The 25,477-nt window shown below is 27.7% G+C and carries 18 protein-coding genes and 2 CRISPR repeat arrays (1 of these 20 only partly in view); of the genes, 17 read left to right on the top strand and 1 reads right to left on the bottom strand.

The window, feature by feature from the left end; all coding sequences use genetic code 11:
* Window positions 1-18: 18 nt before the first annotated feature.
* From CSPA_RS23455 to CSPA_RS23435, 5 genes are all read left to right on the top strand, one after another.
* A complete protein-coding gene (locus CSPA_RS23455; RefSeq protein ID WP_015394888.1) occupies window positions 19-1,284 on the top strand; it encodes a PTS sugar transporter subunit IIC in 1,266 nt (421 codons plus the stop codon).
* Between the two features lie 802 nt (window positions 1,285-2,086).
* Window positions 2,087-3,232 (top strand): glucose-1-phosphate adenylyltransferase, encoded by a 1,146-nt coding sequence (locus CSPA_RS23450; protein WP_200864806.1) that lies wholly within the window; start codon window positions 2,087-2,089, stop codon window positions 3,230-3,232.
* Window positions 3,222-4,367 carry a glucose-1-phosphate adenylyltransferase subunit GlgD gene (glgD, locus tag CSPA_RS23445; protein WP_015394886.1) on the top strand — a complete coding sequence of 382 codons (1,146 nt, stop codon included), beginning with the start codon at window positions 3,222-3,224 and terminating at the stop codon, window positions 4,365-4,367. The genes CSPA_RS23450 and glgD overlap by 11 nt, the downstream gene beginning before the upstream one ends.
* A 222-nt stretch (window positions 4,368-4,589) precedes the next feature.
* Window positions 4,590-5,168 carry a TetR/AcrR family transcriptional regulator gene (locus CSPA_RS23440; RefSeq protein ID WP_015394885.1) on the top strand — a complete coding sequence of 193 codons (579 nt, stop codon included), beginning with the start codon at window positions 4,590-4,592 and terminating at the stop codon, window positions 5,166-5,168.
* A gap of 394 nt (window positions 5,169-5,562) precedes the next feature.
* Window positions 5,563-7,299 carry an N-acetylmuramoyl-L-alanine amidase family protein gene (locus tag CSPA_RS23435; RefSeq protein WP_015394884.1) on the top strand — a complete coding sequence of 579 codons (1,737 nt, stop codon included), beginning with the start codon at window positions 5,563-5,565 and terminating at the stop codon, window positions 7,297-7,299.
* A gap of 169 nt (window positions 7,300-7,468) precedes the next feature.
* Here the strand turns inward: CSPA_RS23435 and CSPA_RS23430 are convergent, their stop codons facing one another.
* Window positions 7,469-8,224 carry a MurR/RpiR family transcriptional regulator gene (locus CSPA_RS23430; protein WP_015394883.1) on the bottom strand — a complete coding sequence of 252 codons (756 nt, stop codon included), beginning with the start codon at window positions 8,222-8,224 and terminating at the stop codon, window positions 7,469-7,471.
* Between the two features lie 301 nt (window positions 8,225-8,525).
* On the opposite strand from CSPA_RS23430, the gene nagB reads away from it, so the two are divergent.
* The 12 genes from nagB (at window position 8,526) to cas2 (ending at window position 22,852) form a co-directional block, all read left to right on the top strand.
* Window positions 8,526-9,260, top strand: a complete 735-nt coding sequence (gene nagB / locus CSPA_RS23425) for a glucosamine-6-phosphate deaminase (protein ID WP_015394882.1) — start codon at window positions 8,526-8,528, stop codon at window positions 9,258-9,260.
* Window positions 9,261-9,439: 179 nt separating this feature from the next.
* A complete protein-coding gene (locus CSPA_RS23420) occupies window positions 9,440-12,379 on the top strand; it encodes a DEAD/DEAH box helicase (RefSeq protein ID WP_015394881.1) in 2,940 nt (979 codons plus the stop codon).
* An 83-nt stretch (window positions 12,380-12,462) separates the two neighbouring features.
* The gene (locus CSPA_RS23415; RefSeq protein ID WP_015394880.1) at window positions 12,463-13,215 is read left to right on the top strand and encodes a sulfite exporter TauE/SafE family protein; all 753 of its coding nucleotides are present in this window, start codon (window positions 12,463-12,465) and stop codon (window positions 13,213-13,215) included.
* A 260-nt stretch (window positions 13,216-13,475) separates the two neighbouring features.
* Window positions 13,476-14,426, top strand: coding sequence for a helix-turn-helix transcriptional regulator (locus tag CSPA_RS23410; protein ID WP_015394879.1), 951 nt, complete (start codon window positions 13,476-13,478; stop codon window positions 14,424-14,426).
* A gap of 91 nt (window positions 14,427-14,517) precedes the next feature.
* Window positions 14,518-15,255, top strand: a complete 738-nt coding sequence (cas6, locus tag CSPA_RS23405; RefSeq protein WP_015394878.1) for a CRISPR-associated endoribonuclease Cas6 — start codon at window positions 14,518-14,520, stop codon at window positions 15,253-15,255.
* A 14-nt stretch (window positions 15,256-15,269) separates the two neighbouring features.
* Window positions 15,270-17,093 (top strand): type I-B CRISPR-associated protein Cas8b1/Cst1, encoded by a 1,824-nt coding sequence (gene cas8a1, locus CSPA_RS23400; protein WP_015394877.1) that lies wholly within the window; start codon window positions 15,270-15,272, stop codon window positions 17,091-17,093.
* A gap of 1 nt (window position 17,094) precedes the next feature.
* The gene (cas7i, locus tag CSPA_RS23395) at window positions 17,095-18,003 is read left to right on the top strand and encodes a type I-B CRISPR-associated protein Cas7/Cst2/DevR (protein ID WP_015394876.1); all 909 of its coding nucleotides are present in this window, start codon (window positions 17,095-17,097) and stop codon (window positions 18,001-18,003) included.
* A gap of 6 nt (window positions 18,004-18,009) precedes the next feature.
* Window positions 18,010-18,681: a type I-B CRISPR-associated protein Cas5b gene (gene cas5b, locus CSPA_RS23390; RefSeq protein WP_017810384.1), complete on the top strand. Its 672-nt coding sequence runs from the start codon at window positions 18,010-18,012 to the stop codon at window positions 18,679-18,681.
* Between the two features lie 139 nt (window positions 18,682-18,820).
* Window positions 18,821-21,037 carry a CRISPR-associated helicase/endonuclease Cas3 gene (locus tag CSPA_RS23385; RefSeq protein WP_015394874.1) on the top strand — a complete coding sequence of 739 codons (2,217 nt, stop codon included), beginning with the start codon at window positions 18,821-18,823 and terminating at the stop codon, window positions 21,035-21,037.
* Between the two features lie 43 nt (window positions 21,038-21,080).
* On the top strand, window positions 21,081-21,599 hold the full coding sequence (cas4, locus tag CSPA_RS23380; RefSeq protein WP_015394873.1) for a CRISPR-associated protein Cas4: 519 nt from the start codon (window positions 21,081-21,083) through the stop codon (window positions 21,597-21,599).
* Between the two features lie 4 nt (window positions 21,600-21,603).
* A complete protein-coding gene (cas1b, locus tag CSPA_RS23375; RefSeq protein ID WP_015394872.1) occupies window positions 21,604-22,587 on the top strand; it encodes a type I-B CRISPR-associated endonuclease Cas1b in 984 nt (327 codons plus the stop codon).
* A gap of 1 nt (window position 22,588) precedes the next feature.
* A complete protein-coding gene (gene cas2 / locus CSPA_RS23370; protein ID WP_015394871.1) occupies window positions 22,589-22,852 on the top strand; it encodes a CRISPR-associated endonuclease Cas2 in 264 nt (87 codons plus the stop codon).
* A gap of 181 nt (window positions 22,853-23,033) precedes the next feature.
* Window positions 23,034-25,223: direct repeats of the CRISPR family, unit length 29 nt; unit sequence GTTTTATATTAACTATGAGGAATGTAAAT.
* A 101-nt stretch (window positions 25,224-25,324) separates the two neighbouring features.
* A CRISPR array of direct repeats spans window positions 25,325-25,477; the repeat unit is 29 nt; unit sequence GTTTTATATTAACTATGAGGAATGTAAAT (it continues 1,513 nt past the right edge of the window).

The raw sequence follows: 25,477 nt of genomic DNA, 5'->3' as shown, positions 1-25,477 counted from the left end.
AATTTGGAGGTAAAATTTATGACAATGAATAGTGAAAAAGTACAAAAAATTGCGTATACTATACAAACTAATAAATACTTGCAGGCAATTTCTAATGGCTTGATGTCAGCACTCCCAGTGTTGATGATTGGATCCTTTGCAATTATGTTCGTTGGAATTCCAATTGCACCTTGGCAAGCTTTTTTGGGAACAAGTGGATTAATTAAAATTCTTTTGATTCCATATAACTTATCTATTGGATGTTTAGGATTATATGCATCATTTTTAATAGCATATAAGTTAGCTGCAAGTTTTCAAAAAGATCCTATTATACCGGCATTACTTAGTGTATTTTGCTTCTTAATAGTAACACCTATGGATAATATATCTGGTGCAAACATGTTTTCACTTACTTGGTTTGGTGTACAAGGTTTGTTTACAGGTATGATAGTTGCTTTGGTAGCGACTCGTTTGTATGTGTTTCTTTTAGATAAGAAAATAGTAATAAAAATGCCAGATTCAGTTCCTGGTACTATATCAAATACCTTCTCAGGATTAATACCTGCGGTTATAGTAGGAATAGTGTTTATAACAATTACAGGAATATTTATGTCTACTGGATATGGATCATTCACTAAATTTATTTATTCAATTATACAAGTGCCATTATCTAAATTAGGTAATAATTTCTTTTCATTTTTAATTATTGGTTTAATTCAAATGATTTTATGGTTCTTTGGAATGCATGGATCATTGGTAGTAAGTAGCTTTATAACTGCGTTATATCTTCCTATGGATATAGAAAATTTAGCAGCCTATACGGCAGGAACTCAAGTACCACATATAATAACACAACAATTCTATAATCTATTTTTCGGAATTGGTGGAGCAGGAGGAACTTTAGGACTTTGTATTCTTATGGTTTTTCTAGCTAAGAGTGAAAAGTTGAAAATGTTAGGTAAACTTTCTATTATACCTGGATTATTTTGTATAAATGAACCAATTGTTTTCGGACTTCCAATGGTATTCAATCCAATTATGGCTATACCATTTATAGGGGTTCCAATAGTTCAAGCTATTGTAGCTTATTTAGCAATATATATAGGTTTAATTCCTCATGTTGCAGGCTTTCAGCTTCCTTTTGGAATACCAGTAGTATTTAGTGCTTTCATGCAGGGTGGTTTTATGATGGCGTTATTGCAATTAGCACTTATTGTCTTTTCAGCGGTTATTTATTTCCCATTTTTCAAAAAGCTTGATAATAAAAGTTTATTAGAAGAGCAAGAAAGTGGGGTAGTTGAGTAAATGAAACAAGCCTCATTAATAACCATCATCAGCTCAATTTCACATGCCTGCTTCCAGAAAAATGTATCTAATTTCTAATGTAGTGTTACAATTATAATTTCTCAATGATGCATGTATATTCCATTTATAAGTTTGATTATTAATTTGGATATCTATATGAAATAACAAATAAGAGGAATACTTGAAGCAACATAAAGTTTCGAGGATTCCTTCTTATAATTTAAGAAGGATTTTGTAATTAAAAAAGTTCTATTATTGATTGTATTCCCAAAGTATAACTTGATTTTACATCTATGCCCTCTTTATCCTAACCTTGACAATTATATTTAATTAAGTTATCATATAAGCATAAACAAGTACATTCTCTATAACGATTTGAATACGTTTACTTAAAGAAAATTATGTAATGAGGAGGGATTATTAGCAGTCAAAAAATTATTTGAGGTGTGTATTCATTAGGAAAATTTTAACTCAAAATTAAACGAGATCTTTTGTATTTTTGTTTTGTAAACGTTTGTACAAACTGCGGTTACTACATCCTATAATTATTTAGGTTGTCATGAATATATATGGAGCTACAAAGGTATCGAAAACATATTATTAAAAAATACAGAAATATAATGAATTAATTATTAAATTTATTACATATCTGAAGAGAATGAATTATAAACGACTAGAAATAATGCACATAATTAGAAAACATCAAGATTTAGTTTAATGATATCAATTAGTGAAAGTATTATCTTTATATAAAGATAAAGGATTTATGGAAGGGGGGAAGGTGATTTATTCACCTAATATTATGATGAAAACAGAGATGCTAGCTATGATACTAGCAGGTGGTCAAGGAACTCGCTTGGGTGCATTAACTAAACATATTGCTAAACCAGCAGTACCATTTGGGGGGAGATACAGAATTATAGACTTTACTTTAAGTAATTGTACAAACTCAGGAATAAAAGAGGTAGGAGTTGTAACACAATATCAACCTTTAGCTTTAAATAGCCATTTGGGAAATGGCTCTAGTTGGGGGTTTGATGGTATTGATTCAGGCTTGACAATTTTGCAACCTTTTTCTAGTTCTGATGGAGAAAAGTGGTTTCAAGGGACTGCACATGCTATATACCAAAATATTGCTTATATTGATCAAGTAAATCCTGAATACATTTTGATTTTATCAGGTGATCACATATATAAAATGAATTACGAAGAAATGTTAGAATTCCACAAAGAAAAAAATGCATCTCTAACTGTTGCAGTAATAGAAGTGCCAATTGATGAAGCCTCTCGTTTTGGAATTATGAATACTGATGAAAATTCTCGTATTATAGAGTTTGAAGAAAAACCAGAAGAACCAAAAAACAATTTGGCTTCAATGGGAATATACATTTTTAATTGGCAAAGGCTTAGAGCAGTTTTAATTAATAGTTATTCTAAAGATGGTCAAATGATTGATTTTGGAAAACATGTAATTCCATCATATCTAGAGTCGGGAGAAAATGTATATGCTTTTCGTTTTGATGGGTATTGGAAAGATGTTGGAACAATTGATTCTCTTTGGGAAGCCAATATGGAGTTTATTAATATTGAAAATGATTTAGATATGCGTAATCATAATTGGAGAATTTATTCTAAAAATACAATTTCACCACCTCATTTTTTCACTGAAACAGCAGTTATTAAAAATTCTTTAATTGTAGATGGATGCTATATTGCAGGAGAAATTAAAGACTCGATTTTATCTACTGATGTACGTGTTAAGGAAGGAAGCAAAATAGAAAAAAGTGTTATTATGCCTGGTGCAACAATTGGAAAGAATGTTTTCATTAAGAATGCAATCATAGGGGAAAATGCTGTAGTAGGTGACAATGCAACAGTATATTCAGAAGGAGAAATATATGTTGTTGGTAATTCAGAAGTGATAGGGGTGGTTTCAAATGAATACTAATAGAGTAAGTGGGATAATTGATAATTTAAATTGTCATGGAGATTTAAATGATTTGATAGCTCATCGTCCATTGGCAATGCTACCATTTGATTGTAAATACCGTTTGCTTGATTTTCAATTATCAAATGTTATAAATGCAAATATTCAGGCACTATTTCTATTAATGAACCAAGACGATATGCAGTCAGTATTTGATCATATTAATGGTGGAAAAGAATGGGGATTAGATTCTCTAAGAAACAAGTTTATTATGCATTTTAATAAGAAAAATCAAGAAGGTGAATATGAGCAAGGCTTTATTTCACATATTGTGGATTATTTACGAAAATCGAGTTCAGAAATAACCGTAATTATGGGAAGTAAAATGCTATGCAACATAGATTTAAAGGCAATTATTAAAATTCATAAACATAGTAATCGTGACATGACTGTAGTTTATAAACGTGTTACTTCTGAAAATATTTCTTGTGACAATTTATTAATTGATTTACAATCAGATGGAAATATTTCACTTAGTGATAATTGCAAGGAGAAATTAGAACCTAATGAAAAATACAACTTATGTATGGATATTTTTATCGTAAGAACGGAATGGCTTATAAAAGTATTAGAAAATTATGATGAAAAAGCAGAAAGCATAATCAAAATTCTTAGAGAAAAAATAAATACAATATCTTGCATGAATTATGAGTATACAGGATATTTAAGTAATATTTATGATATACAATCATATTATCGTGCTAATATGGACATGCTTAAATCAAGTAAATTTAATTCATTGCTATACTCAAATCAAAAAATATATACAAAATTGGCAAATGAAGTTCCTACTTATTATGCACAAAATTCTATTGTAAATAATAGTCACTTTGCTTCAGGATCTATAGTAGATGGAACAGTCGTAGATTCACTGATTGCTAGAAGATGTAAAATTTCTGAATCTGCCATAATTGAACAATCTATTATTATGGCAAGCGCGAATATTAAGAAGAATGCATACATAAAAAATGCTATTTTAGATAAGAATGTAATTGTAGATGAAGGTGTGCGTATAATTGGAGCTGATACTAATCCAATTATTATAAAAAAAGATAGCCATGTAAAAAATGATATTGTTAATAGGAGAAATCTATAAAGCTATTAATGGTAAGAGAAAATATTTTAAAGAAATAAAAATTTAGAAGACCACTTTGGAGCAATAGAATGCTCTCAGTGGTCTTTATTTTTAAAAAATATAATGTGTCAAGTTTGAGATAATATTACAATTGATAGTATTTGAATATAGTGGTATTATATTTATTAATGAATTAATATAGAATTAGAATAGTATCATATATTAACTGATTGGGGAATACATATGGAATGCATGAAAGAGAAAATATTAAATCAAGCAATAAAAATGTTTAAAGAAAAGGATTTTGGAAAAGTGTCAATAGATGAGATATGTGATGAATGTGGAGTGACAAAAGGTTCATTTTATCATCATTATAAATCTAAAAATGATTTACTTATAAGTTACTATAACACATTAATAAAAAAAGATACTTATACCATTATGAATGAGATTATTACTATAGATTCAACTTATGAGCAATTATGGAAAGCTATAGAACTATACTTTATAGAAAGTATGTTAGAAATTGGACCTAACTTGTTTAAAAATGTAATAATAACTGATATACTTGAAAGAAATGAATTGATTCATTTATATATGGGTAGTAATGAGAGGTTGAAAGAATATTTTGAATTATTAATAAAGTTAATTGTAAAAGGTCAACATAATGGTGAAATAAGAAATAGTTTTAGTTCAGATGAATTATTATCTAGCTATTTTGCAGGTGTATTGGGCATATTTGTAAAATGGAGTTCTTCTGGAGGTACTTTTGATGAAAAAGCTGAATTGAGAAAATTATTTGAGATTATATTTAAACCATAACTTTTTATAAAATTAAAAAAAATAAATTTTAATATAGAAGTTGTCTGAATAGCGTAAGTTGTTGCTATTCGGGCAACTTTTTTTATTTAAAAGCAAACTATGAAGTTTAAATAAGTAAAAAAATAATTAAAAACTATTGACTAATTACTATTTGATGATAAAATTAAAACATAACATACTTGAGTATGATTTTAATCAATATATTAATACTGAGGTTTGTAAAAAGTTATAAAAAGATACTTGAGTGTTTTAAAGTGTTATTTACTTTCAGCATAAAATATTTTGTAATTAAAATAGAAAGTGCTGGATGAAAATATAAAGATCTAACTTAAAAGTTAGAAAAATAAATATTTGTGGGAGTTCACAATAAATTAGAATTTTTAGGAGGAAAAATATGTTTAGAAGAACAAAAAAAATAGCTTCATTATTATTAGCATCAGCGTCTGTTGTATCTTTAATGCCAACAGCTGCTTTTGCTGCAGATGTAAAAAAGGTAGACTCACAGGATGGTACTGTTTATAATGCAGTAGCTTATAAAGATGGTAAGGTTTATATTGATGCAGAAATCAATGATAAAGATGAAGCCTCTTATTATTTAGTTGGTGGAAAATACAATGAATTATCAGATATTGATGCTGGATCTGATACAGCAACTTATGGAACTAAATATGTAAATCTTAGTGATGGAGATAACTTTGTTGATTTAACAAATGGTAAAGTTACAGATGAATCTATTGATGAGAATACAAGAGATGATGCTGCAACTAATTTGAAAAAGAAAGTTAAAGCTGATACAGATGGAAGATATCTTAAAGATGGAAATAAATATGCAGCAGATTATGTACAAACAATAGATGAAACAAATGATATTCCAAATGCTAAATTCGGAGAATCATGGTATTATGTTAAATTGGCCAATAAAGATGCAACAAATGGATTTGCTGCTCAATCATCTAATGGTGTTGCTACTTTAAATGTATTTACTGATGATAATGGAAATTATATTGATGCTGATTACAATTTAGGAAAAATAAAAGTTACAACAACTACAGCATCAGTTGTTAAATCAGAATATATAGAAAATACAAATGACACATATGATACAGCATCATCAAAAGATTCACTTTCTGCAACTGTAGCACAAGATAAAGTAATTGGACAAGATAAGGATTATATATATAGAATAGTTACAGTAACTGTTAAAAATACGGATAATCACTCTACAATTTATGAAATAGGTGGAAAATCAATCTCTGATTCCAATGTATATAGACCTGTAACTAATGGATATGAGTTCACAGCAGTTCAAAAAATATCTAAGGCTCAAAACTCTGATGAGATTGGTGGAGCTAAATATGCTAAAACAGTTACAACTTATATAATTTGTGATGAAGATGGGAAAAAGGCTAGTGATGATTTTGCTAGTTATACAAATTTTGCTATAGCTAATGGAAAAGTAACTGGGTATACAATTTCAGGTAGCAAAGTTAAAATACAAACAGCAGAATTAAAATCAGATAATGGTTTATATTACACTGATTTAAATGATTCATCAGATGAGGATATTGAAGACAGTTCAAACTGTGTTGAAGTTGATGCTAATGGAAATGTTTGGAGATTAGATAGCGGAAATATTTATCAATGGGATAATGATTCTGATTGGAATAAAGTATATAAAGTAGACGGATCATTTAATAAAATGTCTGTTTATGATGCAGATAATATAGTTGCTTGGAATGAAGATGATGAAGTTTATGCAGTAATCGGAGGAAAAACTGATACTAAAGATGCAGATACAACTACTTCAGCAGCAGTTACAACTACTACTGCTACAGGATGGGCTAAAGCTGCAGATGGAACTTGGCACTACGTTAAGGCAGATGGAACTAATGCTACAGATTGGTTACAAGATGGAGCTAATTGGTATTATTTAAATACAGCAGGAGTTATGCAAACTAGTTGGGTTAGTGACAACGGAAATTGGTATTATTTAAATGCATCAGGAGTTATGCAAACAGGTTGGGTTAATGATAATGGAACTTGGTACTACTTAAATGCATCAGGTGCAATGCTTTCTAATACAACTGTTGATGGTTATGTATTAGGAGCTAATGGAGCTTGGATTAATTAATAATATACAAAATAAGAATGTATTAGATCATAACTTAGTGAACCTTAATTAATAGTGATGTTTTGCAAAATTTATATTTGCTCTTTTATAAATTTAAGCAAAAATTTTCTACTAAATTTTAAAAATAGGAAGATTGCTGGAACATTTGATTCTGGCAATCTTTTTATTTTTATGTATTTTTGGATGTTCTTGGCTTAACATTATATTTTGAAAAATACTTATAAATTACAAGCTCGAAAGTTTCAATGCAGTATCCAAAGAAAGGATTAGGATAATAGTTGTCATTATCTAATTTTTCGCAGTCTGGAATTATGAAAGTGATATCAGAGTTTTTGGCTAGTGTACTTTGGGCATTTCCAGTAAATGAAATTACTTTTAAATTTCTTTCTTTTGCAAGCATACAGGTTTTTACACAATGACCACCTTCACCTGATTTTGAAATAAGCATAACTGAATATATTGTTTCTACATGGTTATCAAAAAGAATATCAAAATCTATAAAAGTTGATAGTACGCTCTTTTTACCAAGAACTAAGAGTTTCATATACATATACTTTGAAACAAGTTCTGAAAAACCTTCTCCAGATATTAATATATTTCCTTTTTCTATATAATCAATAAAATCATCAACAGCATTTTCATAATTAGTCGCAAAAATTTGTTTATTTTCTATAGCATTAATAAATTCGCTGCTATCTTCGGTGGATAATTTTAGTTTAAGTGAATATACTAATTCTACAAAACCATTATAGCCAAGTTTTTTTGATAGTCGCATTATTGTTGAAGTAGAAGTATATGTTTTTTTTGCTATTCCTCTTATACCTTCTTCCATGCAACTATCAAGATTAGTTAATATATATGTAATTACGCTTTCTTCGAGAGTCGTGAGTTTTATATCTCCAAACAATTTTGTTATATCAAGCATCTTATAGCACCTCTTATTTTAGAATTTTCTCTACTTCTATGATAACATGTTCCATTCCATGACAACAGGTTTCTAAAGCTTTCTAAAGTATTTAATTTATAAATATTATATAGTAATATGCAATTAACAGGAACAATAATTATGAAATATTTAGAAATGAATAGGAATGTGGCAATGATAAACAATGTTCAATGATTGAGGATCAAAGATCAGCGTAGGTTGGTTTCCTTTGGAAATCAAAAAAGGACAATTGATCACTGATCATTGACAATTAATATACAGATGAAGGAAGGTAATTGATATGAAACTAATTGTCGTTGAAAATTATGAAGAAATGAGCAGAGTTGCAGCAGATAAAATAAAGGCTGTAGTTAATGAAAACCCAAATGCAATCCTTGGACTAGCAACTGGAAGCACTCCAGTGGGAACTTACAAAGAACTTATTGAAATGAATAAAAATAATGAAATAGATTTTTCTCAAATTAAGACTGTTAATTTAGATGAATATATAGGATTAGGTGAAAAAGATCCTCAAAGTTATAGATATTTTATGAATGAAAATTTATTTAATCATATAAACATAAAAAAGGAAAATACTTTTGTACCTAATGGATTAGCAAAAGATATTGAGGAAGAGGCTAAAAATTACGATATGAAAATTGACGAGTTAGGTGGAATAGATATACAAATTTTAGGAATAGGAAGCAATGGACATATAGCATTTAATGAACCTGCTGATGCATTGACTTCTGGCACACATTTGACTCAATTAACTGAAAGTACAATTGCTGCCAACTCAAGATTTTTTAACTCAATCGATGAAGTACCAAAAACAGCATTGACAATGGGAGTAGGTCAAATTATGAAATCAAAGAGAATCTTATTGCTTGCCAATGGTGATAGTAAAGCTGATGCAGTAAAAGAAATCTTTTCTGGAAAGATAACTAGCAAAAATCCAGCAACTATGCTTCAAATGCATAAAGATGTTACTGTAATAGTAGATAAAAAAGTAGGAGAATTAATTAAAAATAACTAATAAAAATTTTTAATGAACTTGTTATCTCTCTCATTTAACGTAATACCCATGAAAATCTAAAGTCTTAGATTTTCATGGGTTCTTTTAGTAATAAATCAAAAGGATATCAATTACTATGTTATAATATTACCTATGGAAATTATGATTGTTTTTATTAAAAGAGTGAAAGGGGTGATTCTTTGAAACTAAATGAATTAAAAGCAATAATATTTAAGTCTGCATCTAATGCTATGAAAAATGAAGGGGAAGAGCTTTTTAATAGAGGCTTAGTGACATATTTTAAAGGTAAGAAGATAGGAGATATTTACCATGTATATGGTAAAGTAACAGATAAAAATAAAATTAAAGAGTTTAATACTCACATTAAAATTGATCTTCAAAAGAAAAAGCTAGAGGGAGCAAAATGTTCATGCGATGAATTCAAAGAATTTGCTTCAAATGGATATACCTTAATGTGTAGTCATATAACTGCTACTAGCAACAAACTTTTCAGTCTATTATCAAAGAGTCATAATGAAACTAGAGAAGATTCAGAAAAAAGCATTGTAGATAAGTATAAAATATGGGGGAATACTGAAACTACTAAGCTTATTCGAAAAACAGAAAAAGAGTCTGAGTATTATGAAGTGCTTACAGCTTCAAGAAATGAAAAGCTTATACTTAAGCCTAATGAACTCAGAATATTTTTAGAAGGAATAGAAAATAGAAAAATCAAATTTAAGTTTGAGCATATAGAATTTACTGTACCGATCCTTCATAAGGATATGCCAATAACTTTTAATTTAAAGGATGATAAAGAGCGGATAATTTTATCGACTCATAAGCAGCTGCCTGTATCGCTAAATTCAAGCAACGAAGTTTATTACTTTAAAAATGAACTTTACCTTCCTTCAAAAAGTCAAAGTGATAATTATGTAAAATTACATGAAAAACTCAAGGCTTACGGAGAAATTGTTTATAGTAAAAATATAAAAACTTATATTGAACTAATTTCAATCTTAAGCAGTATAACTGAAAATATTAATATTTCAGAAAGCCTAAGAAACCTTGTAGCTAACTCATTAAAAGTTGAATTTTTGGTATTTGAGGATGAGGGGAGAATATATTGTGATTCAATCCTAAATTATGGTGGTAAAAGAGTTAATATATTAAATAAAAATAGCAGAGAAGATAATTTTATAAGAGATAATATAAAAGAAGAGAAAGTACTCTTAGAAATGGAAAAAAGAAATTTTATAAAAATGAAAAATAAATTCATGTTCACAGGTGGAGATGAGGAATTATTTGATTTATTAAAAGGTGTAGGAGATAGCATTGAAGGGTTAGGAAAGATCACTTTAGGAAATGGAATAAGTGATAGAAAAATTTACACTTCAGAATTCATTAAAGCTAATTTATTTGAGAATTCTGGAGAATATAATTTTTCTTATAATATTGGAAATCTAGAATTAAAGGAGCTAAACAGGGCCTTTGAAGCTTATAGAAGCAAGAATAGGTTCTATAAAACAAGAAATAATGATTTTTTAGATTTTGAAGATGATAATGTACGTGGATTTTTTAAGCTTTTGGAAGCTTTAAACATTGATCAGAACCTAGTAGATGGAAGTGTTAAAGTAGAAAAAAGTAAAGCATTATATTTATATGAAAATATAGTGAATAAGGGATTAGGCAGCATTAAAGGAACTAATGAGTTAAATGATATAGAAAAAAAATTAGCCAATATAAATAGCAGGAAAATATTTTTACCAGATGACTTTGTAGGAGAACTTAGAGAATATCAGATGAGGGGCTTTAAATGGTTTAAAACCATAAGTGAATTAGGCTTTGGTGGAATATTAGCAGATGAAATGGGGCTAGGAAAAACAATTCAAACAATTGCATTTTTGCTTTCAGAAAAAAGTAAAAGAAGCCTTATAGTTTGTCCTACTTCTCTAATCTATAATTGGAAAGAAGAATTTCAAAAATTTGCTCCGAGTCTAAACATACTAATTGTACATGGAGCACAAAGAATTGAAGAAATAAGTAATAGTAGTAATTATGACGTAATCTTAACAACTTATGGAACTTTGAGATCAGATATAAATTACTATGAAGATATTAGCTTTGACTATTGTATCATTGATGAAGGCCAAAACATAAAGAATGCTTCTGCTCAAAATACAAAGGTTATAAAAGAGATCAAAGCTAAAATAAAGTTTGCATTAACCGGGACACCTATTGAAAATAACTTGACTGAGCTTTGGTCTATATTTGATTTTGTAATGCCTGGATACTTATATTCTAAGGAAGTATTTCAAGAAAAATTTATTTCAAAAGGAGAAGAGAATTTAGAAAGTCTTAAACTTTTAATAAAACCATTTATTTTGAGAAGGACTAAAAATGAAGTAATGAAGGAACTGCCAGATAAGGTAGAAAAGAAGCTTTTAGTTGAAATGACGGCAGCTCAAAAAGGTTTATATAGTAATTATGTCAAAAGAGTTAAGGCAAAAATGAAGGATAATAACGATAAAAGAATTGAGATTCTTTCATATTTAACTAAGCTTAGGCAGATATGTTTAGATCCTTCACTTATATTAGAGGATTATGATGGTGGAAGTGGAAAATTAGAAGTGGTCATTGAACTTATCAAAGAACATATTGAGACTGGAAGTAAAGTTCTTTTATTTTCACAGTTTACTTCAGCTTTAGATAAAATTGGAGAACGCTTAAATAAAGAAGAAATTAACTTTTTTCATTTACAAGGAAAGACAAAACCAAAGGATAGAATTAAACTAGTTAAGGAATTTAATAGCAGTGAAGTGGTTAAAGTGTTTTTAATTTCTTTAAAAGCTGGAGGTACTGGACTTAATTTAACTTCAGCAAATCTAGTCATACATTTTGATCCCTGGTGGAATCCAGCAGTTGAAGATCAAGCAACGGATAGAGCTCATAGAATTGGCCAAGAAAAGGAAGTAGAAGTAATTAGATTAGTTGCCAAAGGTACAATAGAAGAAAAAATTATTTTGCTTCAGGAAGATAAGAAAGAGCTTATTAATGATATTTTGACTGGAGGGCTTCAAAACAGCAGCTTACTTAGCAGTCTGTCAAAGGACGATTTAATGCAGTTGTTTGATAGATAGTAAATAGTACAATGTATATGAATTTGATTTTATTTTAATTAATTGTTAATATCAATTTATGACTAAAACTTATGGGGGTAGAAATGATTCAATATATTATAGTATGTCCGCTTGTATTTCTTGCAGGCTTTATTGATGCAATAGCAGGAGGAGGGGGACTTATATCGCTTCCAGCATACATGCTTGCTGGAGTTCCAGTTCATTTTGCAATTGGAACAAATAAAATGAGTTCTAGCATGGGAACTGTTATAGCTACATATCGTTTTGCTAGAAATGGATACATAAAATTAAAATTGGCAGCATGCAGTGTAATCTGCGCTTTACTAGGATCACCATTAGGGGCAATGCTTTCTCTAAAAATAAATGATTCATATTTAAAATTATTAATGTTAGTAATTTTACCTGTTACTGCATTTTATGTGCTGCGTAAACGTGATTTCAATCAAAAGCAAAATATTGAAAATGATGTGGATATTCAGACATATTTTAAGTGTATGTTAATAGCTTTTTTAATTGGAGCCTATGATGGGTTTTATGGACCAGGGACTGGAACTTTTTTGATTTTATTATTGACTGGAATTGCTAATTTAAGTTTAAATAATGCGGCAGGAACAACAAAAGCTATTAATTTATCATCAAATATAGCTGGATTGGCAACTTTCATTATAAATGCGAAAGTATTGTTTCCTTTAGGTATAGCAGCAGGTTTATTTAGTATTGCAGGAAATTATTTTGGTGCAGGTTATTTTACTAAAAGTGGAGCAAAAATAGCACGTCCTATAATTATAACTGTACTTTCAATTTTTTTGATTAAAGTATTAATTGAAATGTTATAAGAGAGTTACAGTATCTAATCAAATTCTTAATGAAGTTTTTATAATTATATGATATCAAAAAATGAATATTACAAATATGAGCTTATATAATTTTAAGGATAATTTTATTTTAAAATCATAAAGTGATATTGAATTTAAAATATGTATTAATACTACCTCATGATAATGCTAATGCGTTGTCGTGAGGTATTTTTGTTTGCGACAATTTTATTCAATATTATAAAAAATATGTTAAAATATAGTTATATTGGAGGTAATTTATGGGGAATTTGAATAACACATTGAAAATGCTATTTATACTAAAGTCAGGTGGAACAATTAAGGCAAAGGATATCGCCAGCAGATTAGAGGTAGATGAGAAACAGGTGAGGAGATATAAAGAAAATTTAGATGAATTTTTTGATATAGAATCCATATCTGGAAAAAATGGAGGATATAAATTAAATGCAGCATATTTTCCGTTTAAAGAAGTATTGACGGAGGAAGAAGTTATTTTATTGAAAGAAGCAATTTCATCTTTAGATGCTAACTATATTGAAAATAATCCTAAATTAATTAAGGCAATAGAAAAAATAAATTATACTATTTTTAATAGTGAAGATGAAGAAGATTCCTGTGAACAGATTATACCCTATTCAAGAGTAAATAGAATGGATAGGGATCTAAAAAAAGTATCTGAAGACATTTATAAAAATATTCTGGATAATCAAGAACTTATAATAGAGTATAAAGATAATAAAGGTGAGAGTACGGAAAGAAGAGTACAACCATATCAATTTATCACATATAAAGGTGAAAAATACTTAGTGGCTTTTTGTCTTTTGAGGGATGAGATACGCTTTTTTAAGCTTAGGAGAATTATGGATTACAAGATCACTTCTGAAAAATTTCAAAAAGTTGTCGATGTAAAAAAATTGTTAGAAGATTATAAGAAAAACAGTATTGGTATATTTGGAGGTGAAAAATATAATTTGAAGTTAGAAATCAAATATCCAATGGCTAATACAATTAAAGAAAGAATATGGGTTGAAAATCAAGAAATAGATGATACTGTATTTCAAGATAAGATTATATTTAAAGCAACCATGACTGGCGGTCCAGAAATAATATCATGGATTCTTAGCATGGGAACTTGCGTCAAGGTAATTGAGCCAGAAGAATTAAAGCAGGATATTCATAAAAAATTAAAAGAAATGATAAAAAATATTTGAAATTAATTATCTTGACAACATATGTCTAGGAAAGGTTGTAATATGTTTTTAAAAGATAAAATAACTAAAGATTGAAGGGAGGTGAGATTATATGAGGATTAAAGTGATATTTAAAGCGGAAGAAAACAAGTTTCCATTGAGCTACCGAATGATGATTTCTAGTGTAATAAAAAAATCCTTAGAGATATCTGATGAAGAGTATTTCAAAAATATGTATTACTATGAGGAAAAGAAAAATAAAAGAATAAAGCCATTTACTTTTTCTGTATTTTTTAAAGATTACAAAATTGAAAAAGAAGAAGTGAATTTAAATGGACAAGGTTCAATAATTATATCAACACCAGATTATAATTTTGGAATAATTCTTTACAATGGCTTATTAAGATTAAGGAAGCATGAGTATAAAAAATATAAAATAAACATTGAAAAAGTACTTTTGGAGAAAGAAAAATTGATTAGCGAAGGTGAAATTTTATGTAAGACCCTTTCACCAATAAATATTAAGAGTAAAGATAATAGGGCTGTAGCTATTGAGGATTTAGAACAATTTAATGCTGAATTAAACTATATATCTAATATTGCTTTAGAAACTTATAATGGAAAAGGTTTAAAAGAAGAGTTAAAGTTTACTCCAGTAAAAATGAAAAAAGTAGTTGCAAAAGAGAAAATAACAGATTTCAAATTATTAAATGGTAAGGAATTTATATATATAGAAGGCTATGCTGGCATATTTAAATTGCAAGGGAGCATAGAAGATTTAAACTTATTAAAGCAATTGGGGGTTGGATTTAGAAGAAGCGAAGGGTTTGGATTATTTGATTTGGTGTAGAGGAGGTGTGAGACGTGAAAATATATAATTCTGAGCAGTGGTTTTATAAGCTAGGAATTGTAGGATTTAATAGAATCATTAATTATAACAAGGATTACTATGGTTTGGATGTAGATAAATATAATTATAATGTTTCAAGTGACTTTATAGAATTTGATTCAGAGCTCTTAGAAGATTTTCCTACTTATTATTATAACTATTTTATAAATGAATATAATGTTTCTGAGTCAATGAATGAAAAACTAAATAAGCTGTTAGGAGCTGCAAAGGATAAAGACAAATTTCAAGAGAGATTAAATGATATCAAAAAAGTTATAGGAGAGAGAAATAAAAAGATAGAAAAATTACAAGTTGCTGAATTTGATAAATGTAAAGATATACATTCCAAGATTGGAAAGGTCAAATTTGAACAGTTAGCAGAAGTTGAAGAATTAGTTAAAAAATACGAAGATATTGTTCAATTAGAACATTTAAATCATCCTATGACTGTAATAAATTTTAAGTCAATTTTATATAATAGTTTCTTTGGACAAATTAGTTTTTTAAATCTTACACATAACAATAAAAGTATTGATTATCAAAAAGAAATGTTTTTTAAAGATTATATAAAACCAGTATTAGATGGAGAAAAGTTTTCAAAAATTATTAAGGCAAATGATGAAGTTGAATTAAAAAAATATATTGAAATAAAAAAAGAAGACGCAGCAAAGTGTCCTAAAAATGAATTGAATAATATAGATAGAGTCGTATCCATTATAAATACAGCATTATTTGGGAAAAAGAGAAAAGCTGAATCTGTTAATGATGTATTAGAGAATTATAATATATGCAGAATCTGCGATGATAATATTTCCTTTGGTGATGACTACACTGATGGAAACTTCATTCCTTTAGCAATAAGTAATGCTAATAGTAAAAATCTTTTTTGGATGTTTGATAGCAGATATCCCATATGTCCATTGTGTAAACTTGTTTTATTTTGTACTGCTGCTGGGTGTACTAAGATATTTAAAAGCTATTTAAATGACAAATATGATTATAATGATAAATTGTATTATGGATTTGTAAGTATAGAGGGAGATCTATTAGAATTGATTCAGGGAAATGATAATTTTAGAAATGTTACTAAGAAAGATGGAACATTTGAAGAATTTATTTTAGATAGTGTAAAGCAAAATAGAAAGATAAGTTCTTGGCAACTTGAAAATATTCTTTATGTAGAGTTTAATGCAGATTATAGATCAAGGAATTCTAAATTAAATTATTTTAATATACCAACATATCTAGCAAGGTTTTTAAGAGATAAAGATACTTATACAGAACTAGATAATATGAAAAATTCAAGAGAAAAAATGAAGATTTTTGATTTGATGATTCAAAGAAAAGATTTAAAGCATGTTATAGATTTAGAACTTAGAGCGTTAGTTAATGAAGAAGCATATGCTAATAGAGATATTTTAAGGACAATTAGAATAAGAAATTACTTAAAACAATATAAAGGAGGTTGCAAAAAGGTGGATGAATTGGCAAAGAAAAATTTAAATTACTTGTATTTTCAAGGTGTTGATATATCTAAAATTTATAGATCAAATAATAGTGAAAATAAAATAACTGGATTGAGCTATCGATTATTAAATTCTGCTAAAGCAGAAAACAAGAAAGATTTTATGGACACAATTATAAGAATATATATGTCTGTAGATAAGGAAATACCAATGATATTTTTAGAAGTTATGAAGGAATCGAAGTTAGATTTTGAAGAAATAGCTCATAGTTTTATTGCTGGATTAAATTCAAAGGGAAAAGAAAATGATGATAGAGTAGAGGGGGAAAATTAATATGGGTAAGTCAATTACATGCAGTATTATATTTCAAGGTCAAAGTTTAAATTATGGTGAGGGAATAGGTAATATTTCAGAATTAAAAAAATTAACTAGAAATGATGGGAATTTTTATACATTAGCTACTAGACAAGCCTTAACTTATGATGTAAGAAGACTTGGTGAAGAGATTTTTGGATGGAATTTGCAAACCGTGGATAAGAGTAAAGGAACAATTCAATTTAAGAATCAGTATACAATAAAAGATTCAGAAGAAATGGATTTGTTTGGATATATGAAAACTGCCAAAAAAGAAGGAGATGAAAAAGGTGGTTCAGCAATTAGACCTGCTGTAGCAAGAGTATCTACAGCTATTTCATTAGAACCATATAAAAGTGATATGGATTTTTTAAGTAACAAAGGATTTGCTGATAGAATAGGTGAACATCCCAATTTAGCAAATAGTGAACAGCACTTAAGCTATTATACGTATACACTCACTATTGATTTAGATAAAGTTGGAGTAGATGGAGATTTAAATTTAGATAATAGTGAAAAGGCAAAGAGAGTTAATCAGTTATTAGATTTAGTAAAAATTCTTAATAGAAATATAAGAGGAAGACAAGAAAATCTATCTCCATTATTTATAATTGGTGGAACATATGATATAGCTAATCCATTTTTTATGGGCAGAATCGAGTTAGAAATTAATAAAGGAAAATTCAATATAAAAACTAAGCCATTAGAAGATGCTTTAGATATGACTATACTTGAATGTAATGTTAAAGACAATACAAATATTGGAGTAGTTTCTGGAGTTTTTGGAAATGAAGAAGAACTAGATAAATTAGTTAAAGAAGGAGTTTCTAATATAGAAAGTTTCTTTAAACAATTAAAGAACAAAGTTAATGCTTATTATGGGGTGTGATTTTAGATGAAGGCTTTAAAATTGAAATTATACCAGGAAACTGTTTGTTACAAGAAACCATATGCATTTAAAGTTACAGAAACATATCCACTGCCACCATATTCAACAGTAATTGGAATGCTCCATGGAATTATAGGTGCAGGGAAAGATGATTATCATGAAATGGAAGTATCTGTTCAAGGAAAATATGAAGGGATTTTTACAGCATATAATACAACTAGATTTTATAATGGAGATGACATAACTTCTATGCCATTAAATGTTCATATGCTTTATGGTGTATCTTTAGTAATTCATGTGGTTTCAGATGAAGATACTTTGAATAAAATTTATGAAGGATTTAGAACCACTGATACAGCTTTCACACTTGGAAGGCGTGAAGATTTAGCAAGACTGGATGATATTAAATTTGTAGAATTGAATAAATTGTTAAAAGAAGATGAATTTGATGATGAAAAGGATATTAAATTAAAGTATTCAATGTATGTTCCAGATAAATACCAAACATCTTTAAGAGGTATTGGATACAAAATTAATAAAGTATATAGAATTGTAAATGATCTTAGACAATGGGGAAAGATAAATGTTAAATATGTTGAATGTGATGAATCATTAGATAATGGTGAGTATTATATAGATGATGATTCAATAGAAAAAGATATTGCATTTTTAGCTTAAATAAATTCATGGACTAGTGGCAATATTTAAGTCATATTCAAAAATAACAGGTAAGCATGTAAGTATATTTTGGTGCATGCCCCTGTTATTTCATATGCTTATTAATAAGATTAAATTAATAAAGAGCAGGTGAAACAAATTGATATATTATGCAAAAACTAAACCTATGGAAACAATAAAAGAGCACACAGATAATGTTTTAAAAGAATATGAAAATCTTAAGAATACTTATGAAATTGAAATTAATAATGTGGTTAGAAATTTTATGGAACCAGAATATTTTTGGAAGCTGCTGGAGTTTTGCTGTGAATATCATGACTATGGTAAATGCAATGTGCAATTTCAAAATAAGCTTAGAAAAAAGATAATAGAAATGAAAGATATTGACCCAAAAAGTGAGGAGTTTAATGAGATTCCATGTGATAAACATGAAGAAATTCCACATAACTATCTTTCACCAGCATTTCTTCCAACAGAGGAGTTAAAACAAATTTCAGAACCTCTAAGGAATATTATATATCAAGCTATAGCATATCATCATGAGCGAAAAAGTATTCCAGATCAAAATGAGATAAAAGAATATATAAAAAATACTTTGGACAAAGAATTAGATGGTATGAATAAGCATATGGGCAATAATATAAGCAAGGTATTTGGGGGATATGCAGGAAAGATAGAAAATGTAGTAAGAATTAAAGAGAGAGATGAAAATTATAAATTTTACATTATGCTTAAAGGATTGATTCATAGGTTAGATCATTCTGCATCAGCCCATGTTAAGGTTGAAGAAAAGTTACAGAAAACTGTTGGTAAGTGCACAGAAGATTTTTTTAAGAATAAGGATTGGGATTTTAGAGCTCCACAAGAATTTGCAATGAAAAATAGGGAAGATAATCTTTTAATTATAGCTTCAACAGGTATAGGGAAAACAGAAAGTGCATTGTTATGGATAAATGATAAAAAAGGTTTTTTTACATTGCCATTAAGAGTAAGTTTAAATGCACTATATTCTAGGGTAAAAGATGATATTGGGTATGACAGTGTAGGACTTCTTCATTCAAGTGCTCTAGAATATATGGAAAAGCAAGGAGATGATGAAGCTTACAAAACATATGAAGAGGCTTCACTTTTAAACAAAAAGCTAAGTTTTTCAACTATAGATCAGATATTTAAATATCCTTTTAAATATTTGGGGTATGAAAAGGTATTAGCAACTTTGGCATATTCTAGAGTGGTAATAGATGAAATCCAAGCTTATTCACCAGAGATAGCAGCAGTAATTTTATATTCTGTGAAGCAGTTAATTGAAATGGGTGGAAAGTTTATGATAATGACTGCAACTTTGCCTAGAATTTATAAAGATAAACTTAAAGAGTTTAATATTGAGTTTAAGGAAGAAAAATTTATATCAGATAATGATCGGCACAAAATAAAATTAGTAGAGGATGAGATAATTAATTCTGTTGAGAAAGTTTCTGAACTTGGAAGGAAAAACAAAGTATTAGTTATAGTTAATACAGTTGATAAGGCTATTGAATATTATAAACTGTTAGAAGATAAAAAAGTTAATGTAAACTTATTACACTCGTTATTTAATAACAATGATAGGAGCAAGAAGGAAGAGGAAATTAAGAAGTTTACTAAAGAAGGTAACAAAGAATGTGGAATTTGGGTAACTACTCAAATAGTAGAAGCTTCATTAGATGTTGATTTCGATTATTTAATAAGTGAAATGAGTACCTTAGATAGTCAGTTTCAAAGATATGGAAGATGTTTTAGAAAAAGAACTTTTAAAGGAGCAGATCCGAATATATTTATTTATACTAGTAATGCTTCTGGAGTTGGAGGTGTTTATGATGAGGAGATATTTAATAAAAGCATAGAATTATTAATGCCTTATGATAATCAAATATTAAAAGAAGCAATTAAAGTAGATTTAGTAGATAAATTATATTCAAAAGAAATGTTAAAAGGAACAAAATTTTTAAAGAAGTTTATTGAAGCTTGTAATGTTTTAGAAAATATAATTCCATATGAAAATACAAGCAGAGAAGCTCAAAAAGTATTAAGAGATATAGATTCAGTTAGAGTAATCCCAAATGATTTATATAATAAAAATATGAATTTGTTTGATGAAGTTATTGAAGATAGAAATTCAGATAGACATAAGTTATTCAGAGAAATTAATAACTTAACTATAAGTATTCCAAGACAAAAATTAAAGAAATTTAGTAAGCTAAATAATGAACTTAGGGTTGATCCTGTAGCTAAAATAGATAATATTTTGTTAATTAATGCTAAGTATACAAAGGAAGAAGGATTATGCTTGGGAGAGTTATATGATAATATTTTCTAGTTGATTGTAAGCTTGGCAATATTTTATTTTAGAAGGTGATATGTTGAATATTGATTTTGAAAATCTAAAGGTTAGTGGTTTAAAAGTTGATTACTATTTTATCTGCAAACGGAAATTGTGGCTTTTTGATAAAGGAATTTCTATGGAATCTGCCAATGATAGAGTAATGCAAGGCACAGTAGTTCATAAGGAATCATATAAAAAAGCTAAGACAAAAGAACTTTTAATAGATAATTTAATACGTTTGGATATTATTGATGATAATTATGTAAGAGAAGTTAAGATAACTAGCAGAATGAGACATGCTGATGAAATGCAATTATTATACTATTTATATTATTTAAAGCGGCTTGGTATAGAACGAAAGGGAACTTTAAATTATGTAAAGGAAAAGAAAGTTGAAGAAGTGATATTAACAAAAGAAAATGAAGCTTTAGTAGAAGAAGCATTGATAGGAATAAGTGAACTTTTGCAAGAAAAATATCCACCAAAAGTAGAAGCATATCCTCATTGCAGTAAGTGTGCATATTATGAATATTGTTTTGTAAAGGAGGAAGAGTAGGGCTATGGGACGAGATTATTATATTTTTAGTAATGGAAGAATCAAGAGGAAAGAAAATACTATTTATTTTGTAGATTCGGAAGAAAATAAAAAAGCAATTCCTGTAGAAGAAGTAGAAAGACTTCATTTATTTGGGGAAGTAGATTTAAATACAAAATTCTTGAATCATATTTCAAAATATAGTATTTTAATTAATATTTATAATTATTATGGTTTCTATAGTGGAACTTATTATTCTAAGAAAAAGAATGTATCTGGATTAGTATTAGTTAATCAATCAAGAATGTATTTAGAATTTTCACTTAGATTGAAATTAGCAAAAGCATTTATTGATTCGGCTAATCATCATATGCTTAGAAATTTAAGAAGACATAAGATAACTACACAAGAATATATTGATAAAATAGAAAAAGAAAGACAAGTAATGAATAATTCAAATACAATTCAAGAAGTAATGGGAGCAGAAGGTAGAGCTAGAAAAGCCTATTATGAAGCATTCAATACTTTTATTAAAGAAGATTTTTATATGGAAAAGAGAGAAAAAAGACCACCAACAGACCCTATAAATGCACTTATTTCTTTTGGAAATAGTTTGATGTATACAACAGTACTTGGAGAAATTTATAAAACTCAGTTAGATCCAACCATTAGCTATCTTCATGAACCATCAACAAAACGTTTTTCTCTAAGCTTAGATATAGCAGAAATATTTAAACCGCTTATAGTAGATAGTATTATTTTTACAATGATAAATAAGGGTATGATTAAAAAAGATGATTTTCAAATTGAAAATGAAGTCTGCTTATTAAATGAAAATGGGAAAAAGAAGTTCATTAGAGAACTTGAAAATAAATTATCAACAACAGTAAAACATAGGAGTCTTCATAGAAATGTATCGTATAGGAATCTTATTAAATTAGAATGTTATAAAATAATAAAAATGGCAATTGAAAATGAAGAATATAAGCCATTAAAGGCGTGGTGGTAAGATGTTTATAATATTAACATATGATGTTGGAGAAAAGCGGGTAAATAGAGTGCGGAAATGTTTAAAAAAATACTTAACTTGGACTCAAAACTCAGTATTTGAAGGAGAAATAACAGAAGGAAAATTACATAAATGTCTAGCTGATGTTAATAAATTTATAGAAAGAGATGAAGATTCACTCTATATTTATATGGTTAAAAATATTCACAATATAAAGAAAGAAGTAATAGGACAGCAAAAGAATTATGATGAGCTATTTTTGTAGTTGCAGTAAATCAATTTTGGGTAAAAGATGTTTTAAATCAGCATAAATTCTAGCTTTAGAGTAATAATATCTATAAACACTATTTCCATACTAAAGGTTTACCGCAAGAATATAAAAATTAAATCAAATTTATCAGCGATAAATGGCTAATTTACTAGAGTTATGGTATACTTTTTTTAGGGTTTTATATTAACTATGAGGAATGTAAATAATGAATGGAGACAAGTTCTTAATTTACCGCCTAAAGGTTTTATATTAACTATGAGGAATGTAAATTTTACCTAATGCCATTGCAATCAACCTCACTTTCTTCGTTTTATATTAACTATGAGGAATGTAAATTTGGTATTTTCATGTAAAACTTTCCTGCATCACTTGGTTTTATATTAACTATGAGGAATGTAAATCATGGATATTATTCATATCAATTTTATGTTCATCAAGTTTTATATTAACTATGAGGAATGTAAATTTTTTCTTCATGTTTTTAAACCAGTTAACTATTTCAGGTTTTATATTAACTATGAGGAATGTAAATATAGGCTACTCTCTGATTGTTCTTTTTTGGCGTTACGTTTTATATTAACTATGAGGAATGTAAATTATTAAAAATAAATAATGTATCTGTTGTATTTTTAAGTTTTATATTAACTATGAGGAATGTAAATCTGCTTTATATGGAACTTATTACAATGCTTATAGAGGTTTTATATTAACTATGAGGAATGTAAATTTTAATTATTTTAATCTTCCATTTGAATCTATTAAAGTTTTATATTAACTATGAGGAATGTAAATAAATAAGATTTCATAAGAGTTAACTTATTACCTCTAAGTTTTATATTAACTATGAGGAATGTAAATACAACTAAGATACCATCCCCATCAATTATATATTCAGTTTTATATTAACTATGAGGAATGTAAATCCAAATTTCACGTTCCAGCCTCTTTTTTTCTTTAAAGTTTTATATTAACTATGAGGAATGTAAATCTTGCTGCTTTTCTTCTTTTCTTCAATTTCATAAAGGTTTTATATTAACTATGAGGAATGTAAATTTTGAATTTGTTTTTGTTCATCAAGTTTCTTGTCTTCGTTTTATATTAACTATGAGGAATGTAAATTTTTCAAATGCCATAGACATTAATTGTTTTGTTAAGGTTTTATATTAACTATGAGGAATGTAAATTCAAATTAATTGTTTCATTAACATGGTCACTAATCAAGTTTTATATTAACTATGAGGAATGTAAATCTAATCATAATTTCTGAATTTTGAAGCTTTCCACATTGTTTTATATTAACTATGAGGAATGTAAATTATTTTTATTGCTTTTTTCTTGCAATAAATGTATAAGTTTTATATTAACTATGAGGAATGTAAATTGGTTTACATTTGTTATTGTAGATATTAACACATCATGTTTTATATTAACTATGAGGAATGTAAATAAAGAAATAATGATAGAGTACATTAAGGATAATGTTAGTTTTATATTAACTATGAGGAATGTAAATTCGTTTTTTACATAGTTGTATGTTCTTTGAATTCCATGTTTTATATTAACTATGAGGAATGTAAATAAAGATTGGAGTGTGCCAGTTCCAATAACTTTTAGAACGTTTTATATTAACTATGAGGAATGTAAATATTGAAGAAATTAAAGAATTGAAAGAATTATAATCAGTTTTATATTAACTATGAGGAATGTAAATAAAGGAGATATACACATGAATAAAAGAGAAAGAATAGTTTTATATTAACTATGAGGAATGTAAATCTGGACCATATGTTTAATAATGAATCAGTTCAGTTTGTTTTATATTAACTATGAGGAATGTAAATAAATTTTTATATTTCATAATGAAGTCAATCGCATCACGTTTTATATTAACTATGAGGAATGTAAATGATAGAATGGCTAATATTATAAAAAAATTTCTTAATGCGTTTTATATTAACTATGAGGAATGTAAATTGGAGTAATATTCCCTTTATGTTCTATATAAATTTTGTTTTATATTAACTATGAGGAATGTAAATCATATATAATTTAACAGATTTATAAATTTTGTCAATGTTTTATATTAACTATGAGGAATGTAAATCCTTTTAATATTGTCTAAAACTATCAGATTTCCAAAGTTTTATATTAACTATGAGGAATGTAAATTCAATATATTCCATGTTATAAACGTCATAATGTTCTAGTTTTATATTAACTATGAGGAATGTAAATATAGGATAAAAGTTAGAGTAGATTTACTAGTAAAGGGTTTTATATTAACTATGAGGAATGTAAATTAGCTCCACCGCTTGTAGCTACAACACCAACCATAGGTTTTATATTAACTATGAGGAATGTAAATTATTATTATCGTATTTATCAGCTTTCAATAAGATAAATGCAACTACATTTAAACAGAATGTAAATTATTATTATCGTATTTATCCCAAAGCCAATAGTCTAAGTTTTATATTAACTATGAGGAATGTAAATTAAGATGGTTGATAAGACTATACGTGAATATTATGAGTTTTATATTAACTATGAGGAATGTAAATAATGCTTCTAAATCACTTATGACGCGTTGTTGCATAGGTTTTATATTAACTATGAGGA

This window comes from Clostridium saccharoperbutylacetonicum N1-4(HMT), from assembly GCF_000340885.1.
GTDB lineage: Bacteria > Bacillota > Clostridia > Clostridiales > Clostridiaceae > Clostridium > Clostridium saccharoperbutylacetonicum.
Note: the sequence above shows the minus strand (reverse complement) of the source record. Positions and strands in the feature narration are given on the sequence as shown.

Bases quoted from the DNA above. Each gene is read 5' to 3' on its own strand.
- cas2 (WP_015394871.1), top strand. From the start codon at position 22,589: ATGTTTATAATATTAACATATGATGTTGGAGAAAAGCGGGTAAATAGA.
- CSPA_RS23410 (WP_015394879.1), top strand. From the start codon at position 13,476: ATGGGGAATTTGAATAACACATTGAAAATGCTATTTATACTAAAGTCA.
- glgD (WP_015394886.1), top strand. From the start codon at position 3,222: ATGAATACTAATAGAGTAAGTGGGATAATTGATAATTTAAATTGTCAT.
- CSPA_RS23440 (WP_015394885.1), top strand. From the start codon at position 4,590: ATGGAATGCATGAAAGAGAAAATATTAAATCAAGCAATAAAAATGTTT.
- nagB (WP_015394882.1), top strand. From the start codon at position 8,526: ATGAAACTAATTGTCGTTGAAAATTATGAAGAAATGAGCAGAGTTGCA.
- cas7i (WP_015394876.1), top strand. From the start codon at position 17,095: ATGGGTAAGTCAATTACATGCAGTATTATATTTCAAGGTCAAAGTTTA.
- CSPA_RS23450 (WP_200864806.1), top strand. From the start codon at position 2,087: ATGATGAAAACAGAGATGCTAGCTATGATACTAGCAGGTGGTCAAGGA.
- CSPA_RS23415 (WP_015394880.1), top strand. From the start codon at position 12,463: ATGATTCAATATATTATAGTATGTCCGCTTGTATTTCTTGCAGGCTTT.
- cas6 (WP_015394878.1), top strand. From the start codon at position 14,518: ATGAGGATTAAAGTGATATTTAAAGCGGAAGAAAACAAGTTTCCATTG.
- cas5b (WP_017810384.1), top strand. From the start codon at position 18,010: ATGAAGGCTTTAAAATTGAAATTATACCAGGAAACTGTTTGTTACAAG.
- CSPA_RS23435 (WP_015394884.1), top strand. From the start codon at position 5,563: ATGTTTAGAAGAACAAAAAAAATAGCTTCATTATTATTAGCATCAGCG.
- cas1b (WP_015394872.1), top strand. From the start codon at position 21,604: ATGGGACGAGATTATTATATTTTTAGTAATGGAAGAATCAAGAGGAAA.
- CSPA_RS23455 (WP_015394888.1), top strand. From the start codon at position 19: ATGACAATGAATAGTGAAAAAGTACAAAAAATTGCGTATACTATACAA.
- CSPA_RS23430 (WP_015394883.1), bottom strand. From the start codon at position 8,224: ATGCTTGATATAACAAAATTGTTTGGAGATATAAAACTCACGACTCTC.